The organism is Vibrio sp. M250220 (genome assembly GCF_036533795.1).
Taxonomy (GTDB): Bacteria; Pseudomonadota; Gammaproteobacteria; order Enterobacterales; family Vibrionaceae; genus Vibrio.
Genome location: NZ_JATABI010000129.1, coordinates 1 through 1,456 on the forward strand (window position 1 = coordinate 1; position 1,456 = coordinate 1,456).

A 1,456-nucleotide genomic window follows, 5' to 3' on the forward strand; every position below is an offset into this window, starting at 1 on the left:
TTTTTTGATCAGCGTGCCGCATTGTTTAAAAAACTGGATGGTTCCTTTGCAATGCTTTCCAAGCGTAGCGTTCAATTGCCCATCTACACGCAAATCAAGCGCAATCTAAAGCTATCCACTAAATCAGTCGTTCACAATGCGGATGAAATCTTAAAAACAGGTTTTGTGAAAGAGCTTGGTAAGCGCATTGGCAATATTGCAATTGGTATCTCCGCTGCTAGAGGTTTGGGGTATGTCGGTCTAGTGATAGGTGCTGCCAGCGGTATGAGTAATATCTATGAGGCGTGCAAGGTCGATGGAACAGGAGATTGTGGTAAGACGACGACCCGAGAAGTGGGCGGGTTTATTGGCGGTGTCGTTGGTGGTATTCAAGGTGGTAACGTTGGCGTTGGGCTTGCTGTCGCCGCCGTTTCTGGTATTGCTCTAGTTATTGGCGTAACCGCATCGGCTCCTGTTCTGGCGGTTGCTGCAATTGGTGGAGCGGTTGCAGGTGGTTTTGTCGGTGGTGTCGCTGGCGGTGCGACTGGTAAAGCAATAGGCGATGGATTGTATTTCTTGTATGAAAATGCGATAGAAATTGTTTCGGAAATCGAGGCTACTTTCTAATGGCTTGGTATGAACTTCTTGCTGCTTCGTTAGGTTTGATCTTTGGAACTTATGCCCTTGTTTGGTCTATTCCTGCTGTAATAATGATTGCTGTTGTTTCTTTAGGGAGCTTCAAGCACATTATTTTCATAGATAAGCAGCTAGCTAAAGACCTGAATAAGTATTACGACGATAACGGTTATATGCGACCGAAGCATCAAGCATCTTGGGATGTTGGAAGTCGGTTTATCAATTACTGTATTGCTTATCCTTTTATTCGACATCGTGAACAAACTGATTCTAAAAAATTTAAAGGATTTATGTGGATTAACGCATTAGGAATGTGGAGTTATATTGTACTTGCCTTGAGTTTAACGTTATTAAAATTTACTGGGTACATACCCTAATTTATATGGGACTGTAATGATCGGTTTCATATCGTTACTTAAGGTGTTGGTAATGTTCCATTGTTACTAATTCCTATATATTGTGTCTGTATCAGCTGCGACCGATACTAGATATTGTGGTTTGGTAAGAGGGCGATTGAAGCGGATGGTTTACCTCTTGATTTTTATGCTCAGGTAGCGGTAGGGGTTGGCGCAACGTCTGCAATCGTTGAGCAAAACCTTAAGAATATTCAAAATGTTCTATTAGAAATAAATGGGCTGTATGTGCAGCATGTCGAAACCAATCAAAAAGTGGGCTATGCCAATAATCAGCGATTTTTTGATCAGCGTGCCGCATTGTTTAAAAAACTGGATGGTTCCTTTGCAATGCTTTCCAAGCGTAGCGTTCAATTGCCCATCTACACGCAAATCAAGCGCAATCTAAAGCTATCCACTAAATCAGTCGTTCACAATGCGGATGAAAT

1 protein-coding gene and 2 pseudogenes are annotated in these 1,456 nt (G+C 42.2%); all 3 read left to right on the plus strand.

Annotated elements, in window-relative coordinates:
- Window positions 1-606: pseudogene (locus QTN94_RS19855) on the plus strand (hypothetical protein); the annotation flags it as partial.
- Window positions 606-992: a hypothetical protein gene (locus QTN94_RS19860; RefSeq protein ID WP_138971148.1), complete on the plus strand. Its 387-nt coding sequence runs from the start codon at window positions 606-608 to the stop codon at window positions 990-992. The pseudogene QTN94_RS19855 and the gene QTN94_RS19860, both read left to right, overlap by 1 nt.
- Window positions 993-1,127: 135 nt before the next feature.
- Window positions 1,128-1,456: pseudogene (locus QTN94_RS19865) on the plus strand (hypothetical protein); the annotation flags it as partial.